Annotated in this window: 17 protein-coding genes; 10 read left to right on the plus strand and 7 right to left on the minus strand. The window is 71.9% G+C overall.

Features of this window, described 5'->3' with window-relative positions:
• Window positions 1–20: 20 nt before the first annotated feature.
• Entirely contained in the window at window positions 21–938 is a 918-nt protein-coding gene (locus tag FHR37_RS28965; RefSeq protein ID WP_237768982.1) for a phytanoyl-CoA dioxygenase family protein, read from the minus strand.
• 70 nt (window positions 939–1,008) lie between these two features.
• Here FHR37_RS28965 and FHR37_RS28970 point away from each other — a divergent pair, with 70 nt between their 5' ends.
• A complete protein-coding gene (locus tag FHR37_RS28970) occupies window positions 1,009–1,830 on the plus strand; it encodes an AraC family transcriptional regulator (protein ID WP_237768981.1) in 822 nt (273 codons plus the stop codon).
• Here the strand turns inward: FHR37_RS28970 and FHR37_RS28975 are convergent.
• On the minus strand, window positions 1,801–2,463 hold the full coding sequence (locus FHR37_RS28975) for a hypothetical protein (RefSeq protein ID WP_092886430.1): 663 nt from the start codon (window positions 2,461–2,463) through the stop codon (window positions 1,801–1,803). The two genes, FHR37_RS28970 and FHR37_RS28975, sit on opposite strands and share 30 nt — an antisense overlap.
• Window positions 2,460–3,134, minus strand: a complete 675-nt coding sequence (locus FHR37_RS28980; RefSeq protein WP_092886428.1) for a hypothetical protein — start codon at window positions 3,132–3,134, stop codon at window positions 2,460–2,462. Before FHR37_RS28980 ends, FHR37_RS28975 begins: the two co-directional genes overlap by 4 nt.
• 17 nt (window positions 3,135–3,151) lie before the next feature.
• On the opposite strand from FHR37_RS28980, the gene FHR37_RS28985 reads away from it, so the two are divergent.
• The 3 genes from FHR37_RS28985 (at window position 3,152) to FHR37_RS28995 (ending at window position 6,952) form a co-directional block, all read left to right on the plus strand.
• Window positions 3,152–3,316 (plus strand): hypothetical protein, encoded by a 165-nt coding sequence (locus FHR37_RS28985; RefSeq protein WP_175542695.1) that lies wholly within the window; start codon window positions 3,152–3,154, stop codon window positions 3,314–3,316.
• Between the two features lie 15 nt (window positions 3,317–3,331).
• Entirely contained in the window at window positions 3,332–4,672 is a 1,341-nt protein-coding gene (locus FHR37_RS28990) for a class I SAM-dependent RNA methyltransferase (RefSeq protein ID WP_092886426.1), read from the plus strand.
• 108 nt (window positions 4,673–4,780) lie between these two features.
• Complete coding sequence (locus FHR37_RS28995) at window positions 4,781–6,952, plus strand: ABC transporter substrate-binding protein (protein WP_092886424.1); 2,172 nt, start codon at window positions 4,781–4,783, stop codon at window positions 6,950–6,952.
• Window positions 6,953–6,973: 21 nt separating this feature from the next.
• On the opposite strand, the gene FHR37_RS29000 is transcribed toward FHR37_RS28995, so the two are convergent.
• Window positions 6,974–7,612, minus strand: a complete 639-nt coding sequence (locus FHR37_RS29000) for a hypothetical protein (RefSeq protein WP_092886421.1) — start codon at window positions 7,610–7,612, stop codon at window positions 6,974–6,976.
• Between the two features lie 223 nt (window positions 7,613–7,835).
• Between FHR37_RS29000 and FHR37_RS29005 the strand changes: the two genes are divergently transcribed.
• From FHR37_RS29005 to FHR37_RS29015, 3 genes are all read left to right on the plus strand, one after another.
• Window positions 7,836–8,048 carry a CsbD family protein gene (locus FHR37_RS29005; protein ID WP_092886419.1) on the plus strand — a complete coding sequence of 71 codons (213 nt, stop codon included), beginning with the start codon at window positions 7,836–7,838 and terminating at the stop codon, window positions 8,046–8,048.
• A 278-nt stretch (window positions 8,049–8,326) separates the two neighbouring features.
• The gene (locus FHR37_RS29010; protein ID WP_092886417.1) at window positions 8,327–8,566 is read left to right on the plus strand and encodes a DUF6458 family protein; all 240 of its coding nucleotides are present in this window, start codon (window positions 8,327–8,329) and stop codon (window positions 8,564–8,566) included.
• Window positions 8,567–8,766: 200 nt separating this feature from the next.
• Window positions 8,767–9,609, plus strand: a complete 843-nt coding sequence (locus FHR37_RS29015) for a DUF1206 domain-containing protein (RefSeq protein WP_092886415.1) — start codon at window positions 8,767–8,769, stop codon at window positions 9,607–9,609.
• 117 nt (window positions 9,610–9,726) lie between these two features.
• Here the strand turns inward: FHR37_RS29015 and FHR37_RS29020 are convergent, their stop codons facing one another.
• Together FHR37_RS29020 and FHR37_RS29025 are read right to left on the minus strand one after the other, a co-directional pair.
• On the minus strand, window positions 9,727–10,671 hold the full coding sequence (locus FHR37_RS29020) for a diacylglycerol/lipid kinase family protein (RefSeq protein WP_092886413.1): 945 nt from the start codon (window positions 10,669–10,671) through the stop codon (window positions 9,727–9,729).
• 274 nt (window positions 10,672–10,945) lie between these two features.
• The gene (locus tag FHR37_RS29025; protein WP_237768980.1) at window positions 10,946–12,046 is read right to left on the minus strand and encodes a YeiH family protein; all 1,101 of its coding nucleotides are present in this window, start codon (window positions 12,044–12,046) and stop codon (window positions 10,946–10,948) included.
• 274 nt (window positions 12,047–12,320) lie between these two features.
• On the opposite strand from FHR37_RS29025, the gene FHR37_RS29030 reads away from it, so the two are divergent.
• A complete protein-coding gene (locus FHR37_RS29030) occupies window positions 12,321–13,262 on the plus strand; it encodes a LysR family transcriptional regulator (RefSeq protein ID WP_092886411.1) in 942 nt (313 codons plus the stop codon).
• A gap of 61 nt (window positions 13,263–13,323) precedes the next feature.
• Here FHR37_RS29030 and FHR37_RS29035 read toward each other — a convergent pair whose 3' ends face one another.
• Window positions 13,324–14,301, minus strand: a complete 978-nt coding sequence (locus FHR37_RS29035) for a pirin family protein (RefSeq protein ID WP_092886669.1) — start codon at window positions 14,299–14,301, stop codon at window positions 13,324–13,326.
• Window positions 14,302–14,540: 239 nt separating this feature from the next.
• Between FHR37_RS29035 and FHR37_RS29040 the strand changes: the two genes are divergently transcribed.
• The gene (locus tag FHR37_RS29040; protein WP_092886409.1) at window positions 14,541–15,566 is read left to right on the plus strand and encodes a zinc-dependent alcohol dehydrogenase; all 1,026 of its coding nucleotides are present in this window, start codon (window positions 14,541–14,543) and stop codon (window positions 15,564–15,566) included.
• Window positions 15,563–16,357, plus strand: a complete 795-nt coding sequence (locus FHR37_RS29045; RefSeq protein ID WP_237768979.1) for an SDR family oxidoreductase — start codon at window positions 15,563–15,565, stop codon at window positions 16,355–16,357. Before FHR37_RS29040 ends, FHR37_RS29045 begins: the two co-directional genes overlap by 4 nt.
• The last annotated feature ends 67 nt before the right edge of the window (window positions 16,358–16,424 follow it).

The following is a 16,424-nucleotide window of genomic DNA, read 5'->3' on the forward strand; positions in this document are numbered from 1 at the left end:
TGGACGGGGTGTGAACGCCCTCAGCGCCCGGCGGTGGCGACGACCCGCTGCGGGCGGTTGCTCACCCTGGTCGACCAGTAGTCGATGTCGAAGGTGTCGTCGCCGGTGAGGGCCCGCCACATCTGCACCCGGTTGTAGATCTCCAGCCGGCCGGTCGCGTGCTCGTACCACGGGAAACGGCTGCGCAGCTTCTCGCTCACCTCGGGCTTGTCGATGTCGTCGGTGTTCCACAGCCGCAGCTGGCGCACCGTCGGGTTGAACCGGATCTTGAACATGAAGCGCTCGATGTCGCTGTCGTTGCGCCGGCCGCCGTGCCAGATGCCGTGGTGGACGAGGACGACGGTGCCGGCCGGGCAGGTGAGCCGGGTCTGGCCGCGGAGGTTCTGGTAGCGGCCGGTGTCGCTCTCGTTCGTACGGCGCAGGTGGCTGCCCGGCACGCTGAGCGTTCCGCCCATCTCCAGGGTGACGTCCTGCGGGTAGTACATGAGCTGTACGTCGAACGCGTCCAGGCGTACGTCGATGATCGCGTCGCCGTGCAGTGGCTGCGCCTGGCCGTCGTTGGGCCTGCGGAGGTGCACGGCGTGGTGGTCGATCGTCGGGCCGGGGCCGACCAGGCTGTGAAGGGCGCCCGCGATCCGGGGGACCTCGACCAGGCGGCGCGCGAACGAGCCCTCGGGAAAGGAGTCCTCGACGGAGGTGCCGTACGGGACCGGCGGGATGCCCTCACGGAAGACGTCGATCGCCTGGGCGTTCAACTCCTCGGGGACGACCGCCTCCATGATGAGGGAGCCGTGCGAGACGAAGTGCGCCATCTGCACCGAGGTGAGCAGGTGGTCGCGAGCAGGTTGGAAGGTCATGTCCTCTCCGAGGGCCGGGGCGAGTGCCGGTGGGTGCGCGGCGACGGGTGGAACGCTGCCGTCGGACGTGCTGGTTGGCACCCGTCCACGCTAGGCCGCGATCACCTTTCCTGGCGTGGGTTCCAATCACCATTACTGGTAGTTTTTCACCGTGGCGGAGAACGCTGTCCCAACGCCGCCCGCGCTGGCCGACGCCGGACAGGCCGGGCCCGGGCAGATAGCGGTCCGGATCGAGGAGCCGCCGCGGGTGATGAGCATGGGCGTCGGCGTGCACGGCACGGTCCGCCGCCGCGACGTCTTCCGGCTGCCGGACATGTGGCAGTTCCACCTCTACCGCTACGCGGCCGACCTGGTGGTGGACGGTTCGGCGTACGCGATCCGGCCGGGCCGGGTGAGCCTGATCCCGCCCGGGGTGCAGGTGCAGTACATCTACCGCGGGCGTTCGGAGCACCTGTACGCCCACCTGCGCCTGCCGACCACCGGCCCGGCGCGGGTCGTACCGCTGATCCAGGATGCCGGTGCGGACGCACCGCAGCTGACCGAACTCCTCTCCCGCGCGGTCGCGGCGTGGCCGGACGCACCGGCCCGGGCGACCGCGCAGGTGTGGGCCGCCCTGTGGAACGTCGTGCAGCTCGGCGCCGCGGCCGACGGTGGGCCGCACGCCGCGGTGGGCCGGGCGTTCGCCTACATCGCTGCCAACCTGGCCAGCCCGATCACCGTTCCCGACGTCGCCCGGGCGGCCGGCATCTCCCACAACCACCTGACCCGGCTGTTCCGCGCGGAAACCGGCGACACCGTGGTCGCGCACATCCGCAGGCGCCGGCTGGAACGCGCCCGCCACCTGCTGCGGGAGTCCACGTTGTCCATCCCGACCATCGCGGCCTCGGTCGGGATCGGCGACCTGCAGGCGTTCAACAAGGCCTGCCGCCGGGAGCTCGGCGCCTCACCGCGGGCGGTTCGGGCCGGCCACTGATCCGGCCGCCGATCCCGGCGCCGATCCGGGCATCGAGGTGAGTTCGAGGCCGAGGCGGTGCAGCTCGACCGAGGCGAGCCGGCGCAGGGACTCGGGGTCGCCGCGCCGCCAGGCGTCGCCCAGCCCGGGTGCGGCCGCGACCAGGGGGCGGTACCTCCGGTTGACCAGGGCGCGCAGTGCCAGCGCCGAGACCCCGCCGGGAGTGCTTGCCATCCGGCTGGCCGAGGTCGCCCGCACGATCCACCGGACGCGGAACGCCAGCCGGACCAGCAGCAGCCCGAACAGCACGACGCCCAGCACGACGGCGGTTCCCACCGCGAGCTGGTGCACGAAGTCCTGGACGGTACGCCCGGTGTCGGCGATCGAGGATCCGGTGCCGGCCATCGTCTCGAACGGCGTCCGCAGCGCGTCCCCGACGACCGGCGTCCCGGACACCTCCCGGCTCGCCTCGGTCATCTTGTCCTGGATGCCGGTGCCGGCCGTCTCCAGCCGCTGCCCCGGGGTGGCGTACCCGCTCATCTGGTCGTACCCGGCGACGATCACGCGTACGGACAGATAGATCCAGACGAGGCTGAGCACGTCCGCCAGCATCTGTGCGGCCCGTCGCCCGGGCAGGTCGGCGTAGAACTTCATCGAGCCTCCTGGGGCCGATCGGGTGTGCGGACCCGAATCTCGCCGCCGAGCCGGGCGCCGGCGGACAGGTCGAGGTCGTCCCCCCTCCAGAACCGGCCGGCGTCGTACCAGCTCGAACGGCGGCCGGGCGGCAGCAGGCCCATCTCCTCGTACGTCATCGCGACGACCTCGGCACAGTAGGCGGTCTCCAGGTCCGGGCGGCGCACCGGTCGCACCTCCGGCCACCGGCGCACTCGCGGCGATGGCATTCGGCCGCGCAGCCACCGGGCGGCCAGGCGGGCCGTCGAGGGAAAGGGGGTCCCGTCCAGCCGGGCGATCGTCCGCAGCGTGGCGTCCTCGCCGGCCCGGGTGGCGGGCGGCTCCAACTGGCGCAGCCACGCCCGCTGGCCGTACTTGTGGCTCCAGACGAGGACCGCGTCACGCAGGTCGTGCAGTTGGACACCTCGCTGGTGCGTGCCCGACCACAGGTCGGGCAGCGACCGGCCGAGCTCGGCGTGCCACATCAGCGGCGGGAGATCCTCGATCACCACCGACATGCCGACGTGGTTGACCGGGCTGTTGGTGCTCACCCGGATGGCGCGGTCGGCCGCGGACCGGCCGCGGAACAGCCAGATGTCCCCGGTCCGGGTCAGGTCGACGGCCTCGTCGAGATCGATGGTCGCGCCCACCATGGTCGTAGCCTAGGCGGATGCGGTGGTGGAAGCTGTTGGGTCTGGCGGGCGTCGTCGGGGTCGCGGCGACCGGGGTCGTGGTCGCCCGCGCCGAACGCCGCCGCCGGAGCTACACCGCGGAGCAGATCCGGGCACGTCTGCACGAGAGGTACGCCGAGGCGGGCGGTAAGACCTCCGGCTGACACACTCGACCCGATATGAACGACAGCGACGGCACCGACGCCCACCCCGACGCCGGCCGCGAGCGCGATCCTGGCGGCCTCGTCGGCACGGTCCTCGAACTCGAGATCGGCCCGGTCGCGCACGGTGGCTGGTGTGTGGCCCACCACGACGGAAAGGTCGCGTTCGTCCGGCACGCGCTGCCCGGTGAACGTGTCCGCGCCCACGTGGTGGAGGAGACCGCGCGCCTGCTGCGGGCGGACGCGATCGAGGTGCTGGCCGCGTCGCCGGACCGGGTGACGCCGCCGTGCCCGTTCGCCGGGCCGGGCCGTTGTGGCGGCTGCGACTGGCAGCACGCGACCCTGCCCGCCCAGCGGCGGTTGAAGGCCGCGGTGGTCGAGGACCAGCTTCGCCGGATCGCCGGGATCGAGCGTTCGGTCGAGGTGGAGGCGCTGCCCGAGGATCCGGACGAGTTCGGGGACGAGGGCGCCGACGACGGGCTCGGCTGGCGGACCCGGGTGCAGTTCGCGGTACGCCGGGACGGCGCGATCGGGTTCCGCCGGCACCGGTCGCACGACATCGAACCCGTCGACGAGTGCCTGATCGCCCACCCCGAGGTGGAGGTGCTCGGCATCGAGCGGCGCCGCTGGCCCGGTGCCGCGCGGGTGGAGGGCATCGCCTCGGCCGCCACCGGTGACCGGGTGGTCGCGGTGTCCGGTCGCGGCCCGAAGGCGCGGGTCCGCGTACCCCGGCTCGCCGCCCCGGTGCGAATCCTGCACGGCCAGCCCCGGCCCGGACCCGGTCTGCCGTACGTGCGCGAGGTGGCCGCCGGGCGGACCTGGCAGGTCAGCGGTGCGGGGTTCTGGCAGGTCCACCCGGGCGCGGCCCAGGCGCTCGCGGACGCGGTGGTCGCCGGCCTGGCACCGCGGACGGACGAGTCGGTGCTCGACCTCTACTGCGGCGTGGGGCTGTTCCTCGGCGCGCTCGCCGATTCGGTCGGACCGTCCGCCCCGCTGGTCGGGGTGGAGGAGAACGCGCTCGCGGTCCGCGACGCCCGGCACAACCTGCGCGACCTGCCCAACGCGACGGTCGAGCAGGGCCGGGTCGACGTGGTGCTCGGCCGGCTCGACCAGGCCGACCTGGTGGTCCTGGACCCACCGCGCGCCGGACTCGGTGTCGACGTCGTACGCCAGGTCGCGGGCCTCGCCGGCCGGGCGATCGGCTACGTCTCGTGCGACCCGGCCACACTGGCCCGCGACCTCGGCTACTTCGCCGAGCACGGTTGGGAACTGACCGGCCTGCGGGCCTTCGACGCGTTCCCGATGACCCACCACGTGGAGTGCGTGGCGATCCTGCACCGGGCCGGTCCGACCCAGTAGGGCCGCGTCCGGGTCGGACGGCGCCCGGGCCCGGTTCGGGTGTTCGTGTACGTTTCGCCCGTCGTTCGCGAACGCGCGCGCCCCGGCGCAAGCCCTAGCGTCCGGGCTGTGACCCCAGACTCGAATCCCCCCAACCGCCTTGCCCGCCGAACGTTTCTGCTCGCGTCCGCGACGGCCGCCGTGGCCACCCTGTCGGCCTGCTCTTCCGGCGGCGGGAAGGACGGAGCCGGTGGGACCGGTGGGAGAGGTGGCGGGAAGGACGGGGCGAAGGCCGCCGCCACCGGCAGGGCGAGCCGGAAGGGTTCGGTCATCAAGCCGCTGCAGCCGCCGGCGAAGTTCGCCGAGGCGCCCGAGCTGGCCGCGAAGGTGAAGGCGGGCAGCCTGCCGGCGGTAGCCGAGCGGCTGCCCGACTCGCCGTACGTCGTACCCCACCGGTGGGTCACGCCCGGCAAGTACGGCGGCAACCTGCGGATGCCCACCACCGACCCGGCCGGTGCGTCCAACAAGGAGTACATGTACGGCCACTCCCCCCTGCGCTGGCTGAACGACGGCCGCGACGTGGGCCCCGGGCTGGTGCAGGAGTGGGACTCCAACGCCGACGCCTCGGAGTGGACGTTCCACTTCCGCAAGGGACTTCGCTGGTCCGACGGCAACCCGTGGACGACCGCGGACATCATGTTCTGGTGGCAGGACATGGTTTTGAACAAGGACCACTCCGAGCAGCCACCGGACGAGGCCAAGGGCGCGGACGGCACGCTCGTGAAGATGACCGCGCCCGACCCGTACACACTGGTGCTGCGGTACACCACGCCCGCCCCGCTGACGCCGTTCCACCTTGCCCGCTGGGTGAACGGCAACGTCGGGCCATCGTGGATGGCGCCCAAGCACTACCTCAGCAAGTACCACCCCCGCTACAACCCCAAGGTCGGCGCCGACTGGGCGGCGGCCGGTGGGAAGTTCGACCGGCTGCGTGACTACGGCACCAACCCGGACTGCCCGACCATGAACGGCTGGAAGGTGCGCTCCTACCGCGAAGGGCGTACCGCGGTATGGGAACGCAACCCCTACTACTGGTGCGTCGACACCGCCGGCAACCAGCTGCCCTACCTCGACACCATCACCATGGTCGTGTCGCAGGAGCCCGAGGTCACCAAACTCCAGCTACAGCAGGGGAAACTCGACCACGCGCACGGGCCGTTCCTGTCGCTGACCCTGGGCGACGTGTCCGGGCTGAAGCAGACACAGAAGCGCACCGGCCTGGAGGTCCTGTTGTGGGACGGGGGTTCGGGCACCGGGTCGATCTTCTTCTTCAACTACGACTACAAGGACGACAAGCTCCGGCCGCTGATCCGGGAGCCGAAGTTCCGCCAGGCGCTGTCGCACGCCTTCAACCGCGCCGACGCCCGCAAGGCGATCTACTTCAACACCGGCGAGCTCACCACCGGCACCTACAGCCCGAAGGCGATCGACCTGACCGGCAGCGCACAGGCGAAGAACGCCTACGCCGGTTGGCGGGACAGCTACGTCCGCCATGATCCGGAGAAGGCGAAGAAGATCCTGGACGACCTCGGTGTCGTCGACCGGGACGGCGACGGCCTGCGTGAACTCCCCGACGGCGGAAAGCTCGTCATCCGACTGGACTATCCGGGCGGCACCTCACCCGAGCACATCCACAAGAACGCCCTGCTGGAACGAGACTGGAAGGCGATCGGCATCGCGGTGAAGCAGAACCCCGTCGCGCCGGACGCGTTCTCGATCAAGTGGCAGGCCGGCGAGCTGATGACCACCACCGCCTGGGAGAACGGCGGCGGCATCCACGAGATCCTGGTCGAGCCGCAGGTGCTCATCCCCCTTGCAGGCTTCGCCGACTGGTGGGCGCCGCTGCACGCCAACTACCACGCGATTCGCAACACCCCCGACGCTGCGAAGGTGAAGAACACCGACCCCTACGCGCGAAAGCCGCCGAGCGTCGAACCGGAGAAGGGCGGACCGATCGCGAAGCTGTGGGAGCTGCACGATCGCGCGAAGGTCGAGCCGGACGCCCTGCGCCGCTACCGGCTGGTGTGGGAGATGGTGAAGGTCCACGTGTCCGACGGGCCGTTCTTCATCGGACCGGTGGCGAACACTCCGGTGCCGATCCTTGCGCACAAGGACCTGCGCAACGTGCCGCGCCGGGAAAACCTTGCCCTGAACGGGTTCGCCGGGCCGTGGAGCCATCCCACGCCCGCGGTGTACGACCCGGAGACGTGGCACTGGACCAACCCCGACCAGCACGCCTGACGTGTCGGTGACTACTGCCGTTCAGGAAGGGCCGCGCAGGTCGGACGGCCGCAGCAGGAGTGCACCCGTTGCGTACAACGTGAATGCGGCGCCCAAGCCCGGCAGCAACGTCCACAGGGCGGTGTTGCCGGACAGCGGCGCCACGATCGCGGTGGCGATCGCGGTCACGCACATCGCGAGTCCGGTGGCGTCGTAGAGGCGTACGCCGAACAGCCTGCGCAGCGGGAAGAAGTGGATGCCGACACCGAGACAGACCACCGGTGCGATGACCTCGGGATGGCCGGTACGTCCGAGGACGGCGGCCACGACGAACAGTCCGAGGAACTCCGCACCGACCACGATGCCGAAGGTGCGGCCGACTCGCCTGGACTGGTAGTCGGTGGTTCCGGGGTGCAGTGACGCCGACCGCCGGAAGGCGAGGATCGCCCAGCCCAGCAGGGAGAGGAGACACAGAGCGCTGACGATCCGCACGACGTTCGCCACTCCGGCCGGTACGCCGGTGGACAAGCCCCAGCCCGTCCAGCCGAACGCGAAGAACGACATCACCACGATGCCGACCGCGCGTCCGCGTACCTCCGGCCGGGCCAGGCCGGTAGCGGCTGGTGCGCCGGTGGCATGCGGATCGGTGGCAAGCGGATGGTGGCGCGCGTGTTCGGTCATGGTCCCAATCCCCCTGAATATCGGTATCGCATCCTAGGACGTGCCTTGAATCACGTCCTGATCCGGACGAGCGTCAAGTCCGGCTTGCGGGCGCGGAGGCGGGTTCGGGATGTCACGACGTCCGGAGTGCCGGTTGCGAAAAGGCGATCTTGGGTATCTCCTGGTAGGTGAGGTCGCGGTCGGCACCATCCGATGGCCGCACCAGAGACGGGAGGCTTCCGTAATGGCTGCAGGCGACAAGATGAAGCACAAGGCTGAAGGCGCCAAGGGCAAGGCCAAGGAGAAGACCGGCGAAGCCACCGGCAACGACCAGCTGCGTGACGAGGGCCGCGCCGACCAGGCGTCGGCGGGCGTCAAGCGTGCCGGCGACAAGGTGGGCGACGCGGCCGAGGACGCCAAGGACTCGGCGAAGAAGGCCTTCGACAAGGACAAGTGACGCCGCGCACTCGCACCACTTCTCCAGGTGAGTGAACGGGTGTCTCGTGCCGACCGGCACGGGGCACCCGTTTCGCATGTGCGGGCAGGGAGGGATCCCGGTGCCCGCCCGGGCGCCGTTCCTGCTGTTCCCGGCGAGAGTCCCGGTGTGGCAGCCTCCTCACCACGCCGGGATCGTGCCTGGTCGCGCCGACCCCTGAATTGGCCTATGGTTTGCCGACGGTAATCCAAGCGGGGGGACAACCAGGTCCAGTTTTTCGCAGCCACGAGGTGGTACGTATGGGTATCGGTGCGAGCATTCTCCTCATCGCGGTGGGTGCCATTCTGGCGTTCGCGGTCGACTTCAACATCTCCGGACTCGACATTCACGTCATCGGGTGGATCCTGATCGTCGTCGGCGTGATCGGCCTGATCATGACCGCGCTGATCTGGGGTCCTCGGCGTCGACGTGCGGCGGCCGCTCCCACCACGCGGGTCGAGGAGCGCCGGGTGTACGACGACGGCCCGCCCGCCGTCTGACCCACGTCACGCACGCGGGGGCAGGTCACACCCGACCTGCCCCAGCGGGGCTGTGCCCGCCGGTAGGGCGCTTGTGAGAGCAAGCCGGACGAAGCCGACAAAAGCCAACGAGGCAGACAAGCGCGACACGACCTGTGCCCCGGCCGATCCGAGCCCGGACCACACGCTCACTGCACAAGAGGACAGGGGTGGGAGCGCGGATGAACGCGCAGGTACGAAGTAGTGAGAACGCGGGCCGGCAGGCCCAGCAGGCCGCGGGCAGCAAACCGGTCAGGATGCTCGGCCGAGTCGGACTCGCCGCGTACGGACTCGTCAATCTCCTGTTCGCCTACCTCATGGCCAAGGTGGCCTTCAGCGGTGGCGGTGGCGGCAACGCCAGCAAGCAGGGCGCACTGCAGACCATTGCCAGCCAGCCGGGTGGCGGTGTTCTCCTGTGGGTGATCACCATCGGCCTGGTCGCGCTGGCGGTGTGGCAGCTCACGGAGGCCGGCGTCGGATACGGGTACGCCGAATCCGACAAGCGCCGGACGTTCCGCCGGCTCGGCAGCGCCGGCAAGGCGATCGCGTTCGGCGCACTGGCGTTCAGCGCGGGCAAGATGGCGGCCGGTGGCGGCTCGGGCGGCTCCGGTGGCAAGCAGAAGACCATCACCGCGAAGGTTCTCGAACTCCCCGGCGGCCAGATCCTGGTCGGACTCGTGGGGCTCGGCATCATCGCCGGGGCGGGCTACCTCGTCTACCGCGGCTGGAAGAAGAAGTTCCTCGAGGACCTCAACTTCGCGCGGGCGAGCCAGGGCACTCGCAAGGCCACGATCCGGCTCGGCCAGGTCGGCTTCATGGCCGTCGGTGTCGCGTACGCCCTCGTGGGTGTGCTGGTCCTCGCCGCGGCGGTGACGTACGACCCGAAGAAGTCCACCGGGCTCGACGGGGCGCTGCAGGCGCTGGCGAAGCAGCCCTACGGTCCGGTGCTGCTCGGGCTGATCGCCCTCGGCGTCGCGTGCTACGGGGTCTACTGCTTCTTCGACGCCCGCTTCCGCAGGGGCTGAGCTTCACCGGACGAAACCCGGACGAAACCGCAGTGACCGACGGGCGGGTCTCCTCACACCAGGTGAGGAGACCCGCCCGTCGTCATGTCCGCCGTCGATCGCGACGTGATCAGGCTGTCAGCCGGTCCGCTGGTCGCCCGCCGCCGCGGCCGTGGTGGGGTCGGGGTCGGCTTCGGTCGGCGTGCCACTGGGGAGGTACATCCGCCAGGCGCCCGGCAGGACCCGCCACGAGGTGTGCCGCCGTGGACCGGTCACCTCGCCGTCGGCGTTGATGAAGAACTCCTCGCCGGACACCACGACCTCACGTCCCCGCAGCGACACGACGTCGTCGCGGCTGGTGTGCCGGCCGCGGGTCAGGTGCAGGGCGTAGCCCAGCCGGGCGAGCCGGCCCACCGAGTGCGACACCACGACGTCGACCTGCCCGTCGTGCGGGACGGCTCCGGGTGAGAGTTGCGCGGTGCCGCCGGCGATGCTCGGGGCGTTCGCCAGGCCCACCATGAGGGTCTTGTGCCGGGGCCGGGCGACCGTGCGCCCGTCGACGACCACGGTGAGGCGCCATCCCTTCGTCCGCAGGCCGGCGACGATCGCGCCCAGCGGAAACGCCAGGGGGCCGAGGCGCGGCTTCAGCGGATGCGCCGCCTGGGCGGCCTCCGCGCCCGCGCCGACGTGCACGGCGTTGACGACCACGCCGCCGCTGTCGTCGGCGATCAGGTCCATCGGCCGCAACGCACCGGCGCGGATGATCTCCGCGGCCTCTGCCGCGTCGAGCGGGATGTCCAGCCCGCGGGCGAGGTCGTTGCCGGTGCCCAGCGGGATCAGGCCGAGCGGGGTGTCGGCGAGCTCGCCCCGTGCGTACAGCGCGGAAACCGTGGTGTGCAGCGAACCGTCGCCGCCGATGACCACGACGGGCCGGCCGGCCCGGGCGTCGAGGCATTCCTGGAGGTGGTCGCGGCTCTGGCAGTAGACCAGTTCGGTCGGGCCGTCGGCGCGGAGCACCTCCAGCGCCCGCTCGATCTCCTCGGGTTCGGTGCTGCCGGCGTCCTTGTTGGCGATGACCAGCATCTGCGACCCATCCTTCGTCCGGATCCGTGGCCCACCGGCCGGTGAGTCTGGGGCGTGCCCCGGCACACCCTAGACTTCTCGCCGCCCCGAAGCACGACAGCACCGAATCGCCGTACGGAATCAGCATGATCGCCCCGTGCTCGGCTGTCGACGTCCCCCGCGTGCCACCCGTGGGGTCGCCGTCCGGCGTCGTGTCGTGCCGTACGGTGAAGCCGCCGGACCCCACGGCGAAACCCGTTGCGTCAAGGGTGGCTTGACAGCTGCGATCCTTCCGTCACCACTGGCCGGTCGCGGCCTGGAGAAGCAGGGCGGTGCCGGCGACGCACACCCACAGCAGTGCGCCCAGCAGCAGTGGCCGCGGCCCGGTCGCTCGCAGCTCACCCAGCCGGGTGCCGAGGCCGACCGCGGCGAGCGCGGCCGTGACGAGGAACGCCGCGACGTGGCCGAGCGGTTCGTGGACGGTCGACGGGACCAGGCCCAGGCTGTTCGCCAGGGCGGCGACGGCGAACAGCACGACGAAGCCGGGCACCACCTGTCGCAGCCGAGGAAGCGTTCGGCCGGTTGGAGCAACTTGGGCAGCGTGGTCTGCTCGGTCGGCTCGGGCCGCACGGTCGGCTCGGGCCGCACGGTCGGCTCGGGCCTGGACGAACGCGAGACCGAGCGTGAGTGGAACGATCGCGAGCGTACGGGTCAGTTTCACCACGACGGCATGGGTTCCGGCGGCGGCGCCGAACGCGTACCCCACCGCGACGACCGAGGACGTGTCGTTGACCGCGCTGCCCGCCCACAGGCCGAAGCCCGCGGGGGACAGGTCGAGCAGGTGGCCGAGGACGGGAAAGACCACCACGGCGGCGATGTTGAACGCGAAGATGGTGGCGACGGCGTAGGCGATCTCGGCCTCGGTGACCGCGATGACGCCCGCCGTGGCGGCGATGGCGGAGGCGCCACAGATCGCGGTGCCGGCGCCGACGAGCGTGCGCAAGCGGCCGTTGACACCGAGTGCGCGCCCCAGTAGCGGGGTCGCCACCAGGGCGACGCCGAGGGTCCCCGCCAGCACCGGCAGCGACGCCAGGCCGGTGTCGGCGATCTGCCGCAGCGACAGGCTCGTGCCGAGTACCACCACTGCGGCCTGCAGGCACCAGCGTCCAGGGAGTGCCATCCGCGGGCGCAGTCGTGCCACCGGAGGGCAGGCGCCGCCGAGAAGTACGCCGAGCGCCAGCGCCACCACCGGTGCGCCGACCACCGGGACGTGGCCGCCGAGCACCGTGGCCACGAGAGCCGTCGCCAGGATCACCAGGCCCGCCAGGACGACCGTGCCGGCCGGACGCGCCGGACGCGCCGGACCTGCCGGACCCGCAGCCCCCGCCGGGCTCACTGTCGTACGAGGTGACCCCGCTGCGGGCGCCCGCGTGGTGGGTGCCTGAGCCGGAGGGTTCCGCACGTCCGTGGCCACGCTGTCCCTTTCCGATCCGCTCTTCCGACCGCTTTCCCGGCTGATCGCTTTCCCGGCCGACCGGGTTTCCGGGCCTACTGACTCGCCTCTCACGATGCGGGTGATCCGGCGTCCGTGGTAGCCGTCGTCTGCCGGGCAGGTGATAAGGCAGCCTTATCGCAGCTTCGACCGGCCCCCGGTCTTCTATGCTCGCGGTGTGCTCGAACTCCCCGAGGTCGCGACCCTGCACCTGCTGGTCACGGTGGCGGAGACCGGCAGCCTGCGGCAGGCGGCCGGGTTGCACGGCATCAGCCAGCCCGCGGTGAGCCAGCGGCTGCGCGGACTCGAACGCCGGCTCGGGCTGCGGCTGCTGGAGCGCTCCACGGTCGGTTCGACGCTCACCCCGGCCGGTGCCGCGGTCGTCGACTGGGCCCGGCCGGTGCTGGACGCGTCCCGCGAACTCGCCCTCGGCGTGGCCGCCCTGCGGGCGGAACAGTCCAGCCAGCTACGGCTGGCCGCGTCGATGACCGTCGCGGAGTACTTCGTACCCGGCTGGCTGGCCCGGCTGCACACCGCCGAGCCCGAGCTGGACGTCGCACTCCGCGTCGGCAACTCCGAGCAGGTCGCCGCGATGGTCCGCGACCGGCGCGCCGACCTCGGCTTCGTCGAGGGAACGTCGGTGCCGACCGGCCTGCGGTCGCGCACGGTCGGCGCGGACGAACTGCTGGTCGTGGTGGCGCCGGGTCACAGGTGGTCCCGCCGCGCCGCCGGAGTACGCCCGGACGAGCTGGCCGCGGCCCGGCTGGTGCTGCGGGAGGAAGGGTCGGGTACGCGGGACGTGTTCGTCCGCCGGCTCGCAGCGGCGGGGCACCACGTTCACGCGGGTCTCGAACTCGGCTCCACCACCGCGATCAAGGCGGCGGTGATGGCCGGGGAAGGGCCGGGTGTGCTCAGTGCGCTCGCGGTGGGCGCGGAGCTCGCGGACGGACGGCTGGCCGCGGTGGCCGTCCGCGACCTGCGGTTCGAACGCCGGTTCCGCGCGGTGTGGCTGCCCGGTCGCGACCCGAGCGGTCCGGCCGCCCGGCTGCTGGCGCTGGCCGCCGGAACGAGCTCGCCGGGCCGGCGACCCCGGAGGGCGCCGACCCGGCGAGGGTCGTAGCGAGCAGGCGGCTCAGGCGTACTCAGAGCACATTCTCGGAGCACATTCTCGGAGCTCGTTCTCAGAGCACGTCGTGACCGGGGTGCGGCTGGGCGGGAATGGTGCCCAGCCGGCCGGCCTGGAAGTCCTCGAACGCCTGCAGGAGCTCCTGGCGGGTGTTCATGACGAACGGGCCGTACGCCGCGACCGGCTCCCGGATCGGCTGCCCGCCGAGGACCAGGACGTCCAGCGCCGGGCTGCGGCTCTCCTGGTTCTGGTCGGCGTCCAGCGTCACCACGTCACCGGGACCGAACACCGCGAGCTGGCCACTGCGGATCGGACGACGGTTGGCGCCGACGGTGCCGGTGCCGTTCAGCACGTACACCAGCGCGTTGAAGTCGGCCCGCCACGGCAGCCGGACCTGCGCGCCGGGGGAGACGGTGGCGTGCAGCAGGGCGATCGGCGTGTGCGTGACGCCGGGCCCCTTGTGCCCGCCCACCTCGCCGGCGATGACGCGCAGCAGCGCGCCGCCGTCGTGGGAGCTGACCAGGCCCACGTCGCCCCGGTGGATGTCCTGGTAGCGCGGCGCGGTCATCTTCAGCCGGCCGGGCAGGTTGACCCACAGCTGGAAGCCGTGGAACAGGCCGCCGCTCATCACGACCTCCTCCGGCGGGGCCTCGATGTGCAGCAGGCCGCCACCGGCGGTCATCCACTGGGTGTCGCCGTCGCTGATCAGGCCGCCACCGCCGTTGGAGTCCTGGTGCCGCAGGGTGCCGTCGATCATGTACGTCACGGTCTCGAAGCCGCGGTGCGGGTGCCAGGGCGTTCCCTTCGGCTCACCCGGCGCGTACTCCACCTCACCCATCTGGTCCATGTGGATGAACGGGTCGAGCTGACCCAGGTCGACGCCGGCGAACGCCCGGCGGACCGGGAAGCCCTCGCCCTCGAACCCGCTCGGGGCGGTCGTCACGGACGTGACCTTCCGCTCCGTGGCGATGGCCGGGTCGACCTTGGGCAGGCGAGGCAGCACGAGGATGTTGTCGACGCTGACCGCGGGCATGGTCACTCCTTGGATCGGTGGGGGCCTGCCGCCCGGCTGGCGGCCGGTCCTGCCACGCTGAACGATAGTTGAAGCGTCAACATTCCCGCTACCCCGCCGGTGCGGGGCCGTACCGGCGCCGGACACCGGCTTGGCCGGAAATGCGCCGGTGTGGTGCACTCCAACGGCGGACGTGGGCGCACGTGGAGGCAGCGTGCGGACCCTGGACCGGGACCCATCCAGACGGCGAAGGAGATCGCATGCGCGCGGCCCTGTACACCGGTGACCCGAACCTGATCGTGGAGGACCGCGAACGGGTTCCGCCCGGGCCGGGCGAGGTGGAGATCGAGGTGGCGTACGCCGGAATCTGCGGCACCGACCTGCACATCCGGCACGGGGCGATGGACCACCGCGTGCCGGCCAAGGCGGTGCTCGGCCACGAGTCGTCGGGCCGGATCGCCGCCGTCGGCGAGGGCGTCACGGACCGGCAGGTCGGCGACCCGGTGACGGTGATGCCGCTGCGCTGGTGCGGCACCTGCGCCGCGTGCCGGGCCGGCCACACCCACGTGTGCCAGACGCTGAAGGTCATCGGCGTCGACATCCCGGGCGCGATGCAGGGAAGCTGGACGGTGCCGGCGGACGTCGTGGTCGGACTGCCCGCCGACCTGCCGCTGGACGTCGCCGCGCTGGTGGAACCGACCGCGGTCGCGGTGCACGACGTACGCCGGTCCGGCCTCGCGCCCGGCGAGAAGGCGGTCGTCGTGGGCGGCGGGCCGATCGGGGTGCTGATCGCCCGGGTCGCGGAGGCGCAGGGGAGCGAGGTCGTCCTGCTCGAACTCGACCCGCACCGCCAGGCGACGGCCGAGCGCCTCGGCCTCACCGTCGTCGACCCGAGCCGCACTGACGTCGGCGCGTACGTCGCGGAATGGACCTCCGGCGCCGGCGCCCCCGTCTCGTTCGAGGTGTCCGGAGCGCCGGCCGGCGTCCGCACCGCCACCGACGTGCTCGGCGTACGCGGCACGATGGTGGTCGTGGCCATCCACTCCGAGCCGCGGCTGGTCGACCTCAACCAGGTCTTCCTGCGGGAGCTGTCCGTCCTCGGCACCCGCGTCTACACCCGGGACGACTTCGAGTTCGCCGTCACGTTGGTGGCCGACCGGCAGGTGCCGGCCAAGGAGCTGATCTCGCGGGTGGTCCCGCTGTCCGGCGCGAGCGCGGCGTTCGACGCGCTGGAGTCCGGCGGCGGCGTGATGAAGGTGCTGATCGACTGCCAGGACGCCTCGTGAGCGACTCTTCCGGTGCCTCGTCCGGCACGGGCGGGATCTTCGACCTGACGGGGAAGCTGGCACTGGTCACCGGCGCCAACCGCGGGCTCGGGCTGGCGATGGCCCGGGCGCTGGCCGCCGCAGGCGCCGACGTGATCGGGGTGAGCTCGCGGCTCCAGGCCAGCGGCAGCGAGGTGGAGCGGGCGGTGACCTCGCTCGGCCGCTCCTTCGAGGGGCACCGGGTCGACTTCGCCGACCGTACGGCGGTGACGGAGTTCGGGCGGGAGCTCGCCGGCCGGGACCGACCGGTGGACATCCTGGTCAACAACGCCGGCACGATCCGGCGCTCGCCCGCCGTCGACTACGCCGACGCCGACTGGGACGAGGTCCTCGCGGTCGACCTGACCGCGCAGTTCGCCCTCACCCGCGAGCTCGGCCGGCCGATGCTGCGCCGCCGCGCCGGGAAGGTGATCTTCACGGGGTCGGTGCTGAGCTTCCAGGGCGGGATCAACGTCGCCGCGTACACCGCCGCGAAGAGCGGGCTGGCCGGGCTGACCCGGGCGCTGGCCAACGAGTGGGCTCCGTACGGCGTGAACGTCAACGCGATCGCGCCCGGCTACTTCGCCACCGACAACACCGAGGCGCTGCGCGGCGACCCGGATCGCAGCCGGGCCATCCTGGAACGGATCCCCGCCGGGCGCTGGGGCCGCCCGGACGACCTCGCCGGCGTGGCCGTCTTCCTGGCCTCGGCCGCCTCGGACTACGTGTCGGGCGCGGTCGTGCCGGTGGACGGCGGCTGGCTCGCACGCTGACCGTTCCTGCCGGCCGTTCCACGGACCGGCCCGGCGTACCGGCGTACCGGTCGAAATCGGGTGGAGG

This window comes from Actinopolymorpha cephalotaxi (assembly GCF_013408535.1).
In the GTDB taxonomy this organism is placed as follows: Bacteria; Actinomycetota; Actinomycetes; order Propionibacteriales; family Actinopolymorphaceae; genus Actinopolymorpha; species Actinopolymorpha cephalotaxi.

Coding starts and splice junctions, on each gene's coding strand:
- FHR37_RS28975 (WP_092886430.1), bottom strand. CDS start 2,463: ATGAAGTTCTACGCCGACCTGCCCGGGCGACGGGCCGCACAGATGCTG.
- FHR37_RS28980 (WP_092886428.1), bottom strand. CDS start 3,134: ATGGTGGGCGCGACCATCGATCTCGACGAGGCCGTCGACCTGACCCGG.
- FHR37_RS28985 (WP_175542695.1), top strand. CDS start 3,152: ATGCGGTGGTGGAAGCTGTTGGGTCTGGCGGGCGTCGTCGGGGTCGCG.
- FHR37_RS28990 (WP_092886426.1), top strand. CDS start 3,332: ATGAACGACAGCGACGGCACCGACGCCCACCCCGACGCCGGCCGCGAG.
- FHR37_RS29000 (WP_092886421.1), bottom strand. CDS start 7,612: ATGACCGAACACGCGCGCCACCATCCGCTTGCCACCGATCCGCATGCC.
- FHR37_RS29005 (WP_092886419.1), top strand. CDS start 7,836: ATGGCTGCAGGCGACAAGATGAAGCACAAGGCTGAAGGCGCCAAGGGC.
- FHR37_RS29010 (WP_092886417.1), top strand. CDS start 8,327: ATGGGTATCGGTGCGAGCATTCTCCTCATCGCGGTGGGTGCCATTCTG.
- FHR37_RS29015 (WP_092886415.1), top strand. CDS start 8,767: ATGAACGCGCAGGTACGAAGTAGTGAGAACGCGGGCCGGCAGGCCCAG.
- FHR37_RS29020 (WP_092886413.1), bottom strand. CDS start 10,671: ATGCTGGTCATCGCCAACAAGGACGCCGGCAGCACCGAACCCGAGGAG.
- FHR37_RS29035 (WP_092886669.1), bottom strand. CDS start 14,301: ATGCCCGCGGTCAGCGTCGACAACATCCTCGTGCTGCCTCGCCTGCCC.
- FHR37_RS29040 (WP_092886409.1), top strand. CDS start 14,541: ATGCGCGCGGCCCTGTACACCGGTGACCCGAACCTGATCGTGGAGGAC.